Raw genomic sequence first — 6,850 nt, forward strand, 5'->3', positions numbered from 1 at the left:
CTTGCCAGCGAAAGGGGCGACGCGGTGTCAGGCGGCCTGAATGCGCCCGCGGCTCAGTTCCACCCGTTGCAGGTAGGTGCGCAGGTTCTGCTGCTCTGCTGCGGTGGTGAACAGCCCCAGCTTGGTGCGTCGCCACAGGATGTCGTCGATGCTCACGGCCCACTCCTCGGCGCACAGGTAATCCACCTCGCGTGCGAACAGCCCGCCACCGATGGCCTCACCCAGGTCGTCCGGGCCCTGTACGCCTTCGAGCAGGCGCCAAACGCGGCTGCCGTAGGTCAGCGCCCAGCGCTTGGCGATCTCGGCCGGCAACCAGCCGCAACGTGCGAGGATCTCGTCGCACAGCGCCTGCGGCGTGGTCATCTGTTCACCGCCAGGCAAGCTGGAGGTAGCGGTCCAGCTGCCTTTCATCTGAGTGAAGTACGGCGCCAGCTCGGCCATCGCCGACTCGGCCAGCTTGCGGTAGGTGGTCAGCTTGCCGCCGAACACCGACAGCAGCGGCGCTTCGCCGCCACTCGCCGACAACGCCAGGGTGTAGTCGCGGGTGACCGCCGAGGGGTTGTCCGATTCGTCGTTGCACAGTGGCCGCACGCCGGAATAGGTGCTGAGGATGTCGGTGCGAGCCAGCTGATGGTTGAAGTGCGCATTCACCACCTTGAGCAGGTAGTCGGTCTCGGCCTCGGTGATGCTGACCTGGGATGGGTCGCCGCTGTACTCGCGGTCGGTGGTGCCGATCAGGGTGAAGCGCTCCAGGTACGGAATGGCAAACACGATGCGCTGGTCTTCGTTCTGCAGGATGTAGGCGTGCTCGCCCTCGTACAGGCGCGGCACGATCAGGTGGCTGCCCTGGATAAGGCGGATGCCGTACGGCGCCTCCAGCTTGAGGTCGTCCTTGATGAACCGGGCCACCCACGGGCCGGCGGCATTCACCAGTGCGCGGGCCTGGATGGTCTGCTGGGTGCCGTCGGGGCGCTCCAGCTGCACGTTCCACAATGCACCCACGCGCCGAGCACTGACGCAGCGTGTGCGGGTCAGGATGTGTGCGCCCAGCTCGCGTGCGGCCATGGCATTGAGTACCACCAGGCGCGCGTCGTCCACCGCACAGTCGGCGTATTCGAAGCCGCGGGTGATGGCTGGCTTGAGCGGGTTGCCCGGGCCGAAGCGCAGGCTGCGCGAGGCACCCAGCTGTTTGCGCTTGCCCAGGTGGTCATACAGGAACAGGCCGGCGCGGATCATCCAGGCCGGGCGCAGGTGCGGCTGGTGCGGCAGCACGAAGCGCATCGGCTTGACGATGTGCGGCGCCTTGGCCAGCAGCACTTCGCGCTCGGCCAGGGCTTCGCGCACCAGGCGGAACTCGTAGTGCTCCAGGTAGCGCAGGCCACCGTGGATCAGCTTGCTGCTGGCCGAGGACGTGTGGCTGGCCAGGTCGTCCTTTTCGCACAGCAGCACCGACAGGCCGCGCCCGGCCGCATCGGTGGCGATACCGACGCCGTTGATGCCGCCACCAATCACGGCAATGTCATAGATTTCGGCAAGGGCGGGCGATGGCGAGCTGGACTGGGACACGAGGCGGCCTCTGAATTCTGTAAGCATCGAATTTGAACATTAATGTTCATTTGCGAAAATGGTAGCGCAACAAAATGGCGGCCGCCAGTCGCTTTCAATAGAAAATACTGATCAGATGACAATTAAATGAAAAATACTGAACATTCGAACAGCCCCCGTTGTGGGGGCTGCAGGCGTACCGTCACACCACGTCGAGGCGGATCTTGTACTGGTTGAGCAGGTGGGCCAGGGCGGCAACTGGCGGCTGGTCGGTTACCAGGCAGTCGATCAGGCTGATCGAGCCAAGACGCACCATGGCGTTGCGCCCGAACTTGCTGGAGTCGGCGGCCAGGATCACCTGGCGTGCGTTGGCGATGATGGCCTGGGACACCCGCACCTCCTGGTAGTCGAAGTCCAGCAGGCTGCCGTCTTCGTCGATGCCGCTGATGCCGACCAGGGCGAAGTCGACCTTGAACTGGTTGATGAAGTCGACGCTCGCCTGGCCGACCACGCCGCCATCGCGGCGCACGTTGCCGCCGGCCAGCAGCACTTCGAAGTCATCCTTGGCGCTCAGGATCGAAGCCACGTGCAGGTTGTTGGTGATGATCTTCAGGTGGTTGTGGTTGAGCAGGGCGCGGGCGATGGATTCGGTGGTGGTGCCGATGTTGATGAACAGCGAAGCGTGGTCCGGGATCTGTGCGGCGATGGCTTCGGCGATGCGCTGCTTTTCGTCGCGCATCTGGTCGGCGCGCATGGCGTAGGCCGTGTTTTCGATGCTGGAGTCGTAGGCGGCGCCACCGTGGTAGCGGCGCAGCAGGTTGACCTCAGCCAGTTGGTTGATGTCGCGGCGAATGGTTTGCGGGGTGACAACGAACAGCTGCGCCATTTCCTCGATACTGACGTAGCCGCGTTCGCGGACCAGTTCGAGGATTTGTTGTTGGCGAGGGGGCAGATTCATGGGCGGTCCTTTTGGGCTGCCGGGCAAATTCTGCATGATGCCGCAGGAACGGGGCGGGGGCCAGTGTGGTGGCTGGCTGAAACGATCCTGTGCACCCCTTCGCTGGCAAGCCAGCTCCCACACGCCCCCCACTATTCTTCAGGACAGTGAATTGACTCTGGGAGCTGGCAAGCCAGCTCCTACAGGTACCCCACTGTTCTTAAGGGCAGTGAATTACCTGTGGGAGCTGGCTTGCCAGCGAAGGGGCCAGAGAGGTGTTACTCCTCGTGCGGTTCCCAGTCACGGGTACGGTCCACAGCCTTGAGCCAGCCGGCATACAGCTTCTCTTTGTGCACGTCATCGAGCTGCGGGGTGAACTCGCGCTCGATGATGGCCTTGCCGCGCAGCTCGTCCAGTCCGCTCCAGAACCCACACGCCAGACCGGCCAGGTAGGCGGCGCCGAGCGCCGTGGTCTCGCGCATCTGCGGGCGCTCCACGCAGGTGCCGAGGATATCGGCCTGGAACTGCATCAGGAAGTTGTTGGCCACCGCACCACCGTCCACACGCAGCGCGTTCAGGCGTTCGCCGCAATCCTGTTGCATGGCGTCGAGCACATCGCGAGTCTGGTAGGCGATCGACTCCAGCGCGGCACGGATGATGTGGTCGACCTTCACCCCACGGGTCAGGCCGAACAGCGCGCCACGTGCATACGGGTCCCAGTACGGGGCGCCCAGACCGGTGAAGGCCGGTACCAGGTACACGCCGTTGCTGTCCTTGACCTTGCTGGCGAAGTATTCGGTGTCGTGGGCATCGTTGACGATCTTCAGTTCGTCGCGCAGCCACTGCACGGTGGAACCGCCGTTGAACACCGCGCCCTCCAGCGCGTACGCCACTTCGCCGCGGGGGCCGCAGGCGATGGTGGTGAGCAGGCCGTGGGACGACTGCACGGCCTTGTCGCCGGTGTTCATCAGCAGGAAGCAGCCGGTGCCGTAGGTGTTCTTTGCCTGGCCAGGCTCGACGCACATCTGGCCGAACAGCGCGGCCTGCTGGTCACCGGCGATGCCGGCGATAGCGATACCGCTCTTGGTGTGGCCATACACTTCGGAGGACGAGCGCACCTGCGGCAGCATCTGCTTGGGAATGCCCAGCAGTTGCAGCATCTTTTCGTCCCACTGCAGGGTATGGATGTTGAACAGCAGGGTGCGCGAGGCGTTGGTGTAGTCGGTGACGTGCACCTTGCCACCGGAGAACTTCCAGATCAGCCAGGTATCCACGGTGCCGAACAGCAGCTCGCCGCGTTCGGCGCGCTCGCGTGCGCCGTCGACGTTGTCCAGGATCCACTTGAGCTTGGTGCCGGAGAAGTACGGGTCGGTGACCAGGCCGGTGGTTTCGCGAATGTAATCCTGATGGCCGTCACGCTTGAGTTGCTCGCAGATCTCGGTGCTGCGCCGGCACTGCCAGACGATGGCGTTGTACACCGGGCGACCGGTCTCGCGGTCCCACACCACGGTGGTTTCACGCTGGTTGGTGATGCCGATGGCCGCCACCTGGTCATGGCTCAGGCCTGCCTGGGCCAGTGCTTCGACCATGGTCGCGCTCTGCGTGGCAAAGATTTCCATCGGGTCGTGTTCGACCCAGCCTGCTTGCGGGTAGTGCTGGGCGAACTCGCGCTGGGAGGTGCCGACCACGTTGGCATCGCGGTCGAAGATGATGGCCCGCGAACTGGTCGTGCCCTGGTCCAGGGCAATGATGTAGTGCTTGTGCTGGGTGTCTGTCATGTCAGTGGCCTTGCACTAAATAGGTGGGGTTCAGGGCAGGGCGAGCGTGGCTCGCCGTTCCGGCATCAGGATGCCTGGGTCTTGCCTTGAGCGTTGTCGTCAGTCTGGGCGCTCGCGCTGGCTGCCGTGGGCAGGTTGCGCGCGATCACGCCGCGATAAAGCGCTGCACCGAAGCTTGCACCTATGATCGGTGCAATGATCGGAATCAGGAAATATGGAGTGTCGCGTGCGCCCGTAAAGGCCACATTGCCCCAGCCGGCCAGGAAGGTCATCAGCTTGGGCCCGAAGTCACGTGCCGGGTTCATTGCAAAGCCGGTCAGCGGCCCCATGGCGCTGCCGATCACGGCGATCAGCAAGCCGATCAGCAGCGGTGCCAGCGGGCCGCGTGGCAAGCCGTTGCTGTCGTCGGTCAGTGACATGATCACCGCCATCAGGATCGCGGTGATGATCGCTTCTACCAGGAACGCCTGGCCGGTGGACAGCGCCGGGTGCGGGTAGGTGGAGAACACCGAGGCCAGTTCCAGGCTGGCCTGGCTGCCGCGTACCATGGCGTGGGCCTGTTCGTAATCGAAGAACAGGTTGCTGTAGAGGGTGTACACCAGTGCCGCGCCGCAGAAGGCACCGGCCACCTGGGCCAGGATGTAGAACGGCAGTTTGCGCTTGTCGAAGCCGGCGAACAGGCTCAGGGCGATACTCACGGCGGGGTTCAGGTGTGCCCCCGACACCCCGGCGGTGAAGTAGATCGCCATGCTCACGCCGACGCCCCAGATGATGCTGATTTCCCACAGGCCAAAACTGGCACCCGCGACCTTGAGCGCTGCCACGCAGCCTGTACCGAAAAAGATCAGTAGCGCGGTGCCCAGGAATTCGGCCATGCATTGGCCGGACAATGTCGGTTCTCGTAGCGCAGTGGTCATTGGTTACCTCGGTTCTTGTTGTTGTGAGGCGCGTGTGCGCTCGACAAAAAACCGAACAGAATCCCCATTCTGGTCGGGTTGGCGGCAGAAATGCACCTTATCAGGGCAGCTCTATATTCAGATTCGAAAAAATATAGACAAGAAACGCTGATGTCAAAGGTCGAAAGTGAACCACCATTCACAATCTGACTGAAGGCAGGGCAGATGACGCCGCTGGCAACCCGGTGGGTCATGGTTGGCGTTCGGGTTTTGTCCTAAAGTAGCCAGCAATCGACAACCGATTCCCCTGCCTGGAGCCCCGCATGACCCCCGCCCTGGATTTGCTCAAGAAAGTGCGCGCCGAGCACCGTATCCACAGTTACGAACATGACCCCAAGACTGCCTCGTACGGGCTGGAAGCGGCCGAGAAGCTCGGCCTGGCGCCTGCCCAGGTGTTCAAGACCTTGCTTGCCAGCAGCGAGAAGGGCGAGTTGCTGGTTGCTGTAGTGCCGGTGGTGGGCAGCCTGGACCTCAAGGCGCTGGCGCATGCCGCCGGGGTGAAGAAATGCGAGATGGCCGACCCGGCGGCTGCACAGCGCTCCAGCGGTTATCTGCTGGGCGGCATCAGCCCGCTGGGCCAGAAGAAGCGCCTGCGCACGTTCATCGATGCATCGGCGCAGCAGTTCGACAGCATCCATGTAAGCGCGGGCCGGCGCGGGCTGGAGGTGGAGCTGGCGGCGGCGGTGCTGGCCGAGCATACCCAGGCGCGCTTTGCCGCCATTGCGCGCGACTGAGATCTGTATGCTCCAAATCAGCTGATTCTGTATATGGAAGCGTGGGCGCCACGACAGGCATGCTCGCTGCCTTCATCTACAGGAGTTGCCGTATGCCGCTTGAATTTCACCAGGTCGATGCCTTCAGTACCCAGCCGTTCAGCGGCAACCCGGCGATGGTCTATCGCCTTGAGCATTGGTTGCCCGATGAACTGATGCAGAAAATTGCGGCCGAGCACAACCTGGCCGAAACCGCCTTTGTGGTACGCGAGGGGGCGCGCTGGCGCATCCGCTGGTTCACCCCCGCCACCGAGGTGCCGCTGTGCGGGCATGCCACGCTGGCCAGTGCGCATGTGCTGTTCGAGGTGTATGGGGAAACCGCCGAGCGCCTGCAGTTCGACAGCCACTCCGGGCCGCTGACGGTAACGCGCGAGGCCGGGCGCCTGGTGCTGGACTTCCCGCGCTACGACCCGCAGCCGCTGAGTGAACTGCCGCCGGTGGCGCAGGCACTGGGATGCCCGGTGGTCGAGGTGTGGCAGACCAACGAATTGTTCGTGGTGCTCGACAGCGAACAGGCGGTGCGCGAATGCCGCCCGGACATGGCCGCAGTGGCGGCGTTGCCGGGCCTTGGCGTGATCGTCACCGCACGCGGCGTCGAGCATGATTTCGTGTCGCGCTACTTCGCGCCAGGCATCGGCATACCCGAAGACCCGGTGACCGGCTCCACGCACTGCTCGCTGATTCCGTACTGGGCCCAGCGCCTGGATCAGGATGCATTGCGCGCGCGGCAATGTTCAGCGCGCGGGGGCGAGCTGTTCTGTCGGCTGGAGGGGGATCGGGTGAAGATAGGTGGGCATGCGACCCTGGTGGCAAGCGGCACATTGTTCATCTAGGGGTATCAACGGCCCTTTCGCTGGCAAG

General features: G+C 63.7%; 6 protein-coding genes. 2 read left to right on the plus strand and 4 right to left on the minus strand.

Annotated elements, in window-relative coordinates; all coding sequences use genetic code 11:
* Nucleotides 1-27: 27 nt before the first annotated feature.
* The 4 genes from glpD to G3436_RS24745 all read right to left on the minus strand — a co-directional run bounded on the left by glpD (nucleotide 28) and on the right by G3436_RS24745 (nucleotide 5,177).
* Nucleotides 28-1,566: a glycerol-3-phosphate dehydrogenase gene (gene glpD, locus G3436_RS24730; protein WP_163950575.1), complete on the minus strand. Its 1,539-nt coding sequence runs from the start codon at nucleotides 1,564-1,566 to the stop codon at nucleotides 28-30.
* 181 nt (nucleotides 1,567-1,747) lie between these two features.
* A complete protein-coding gene (locus G3436_RS24735) occupies nucleotides 1,748-2,503 on the minus strand; it encodes a DeoR/GlpR family transcriptional regulator (RefSeq protein ID WP_163950577.1) in 756 nt (251 codons plus the stop codon).
* 257 nt (nucleotides 2,504-2,760) lie between these two features.
* A complete protein-coding gene (gene glpK, locus G3436_RS24740) occupies nucleotides 2,761-4,260 on the minus strand; it encodes a glycerol kinase GlpK (protein WP_163950579.1) in 1,500 nt (499 codons plus the stop codon).
* Nucleotides 4,261-4,325: 65 nt separating this feature from the next.
* Nucleotides 4,326-5,177 carry an MIP/aquaporin family protein gene (locus G3436_RS24745; protein ID WP_163950581.1) on the minus strand — a complete coding sequence of 284 codons (852 nt, stop codon included), beginning with the start codon at nucleotides 5,175-5,177 and terminating at the stop codon, nucleotides 4,326-4,328.
* Nucleotides 5,178-5,479: 302 nt separating this feature from the next.
* On the opposite strand from G3436_RS24745, the gene ybaK reads away from it, so the two are divergent.
* Nucleotides 5,480-5,950, plus strand: coding sequence for a Cys-tRNA(Pro) deacylase (gene ybaK, locus G3436_RS24750; protein WP_163950596.1), 471 nt, complete (start codon nucleotides 5,480-5,482; stop codon nucleotides 5,948-5,950).
* A gap of 92 nt (nucleotides 5,951-6,042) precedes the next feature.
* Nucleotides 6,043-6,822 (plus strand): PhzF family phenazine biosynthesis protein, encoded by a 780-nt coding sequence (locus tag G3436_RS24755; RefSeq protein WP_163950600.1) that lies wholly within the window; start codon nucleotides 6,043-6,045, stop codon nucleotides 6,820-6,822.
* Nucleotides 6,823-6,850: the final 28 nt, after the last annotated feature.

The sequence above is a fragment of the Pseudomonas brassicae genome (assembly GCF_010671725.1).
In the GTDB taxonomy this organism is placed as follows: domain Bacteria; phylum Pseudomonadota; class Gammaproteobacteria; order Pseudomonadales; family Pseudomonadaceae; genus Aquipseudomonas; species Aquipseudomonas brassicae.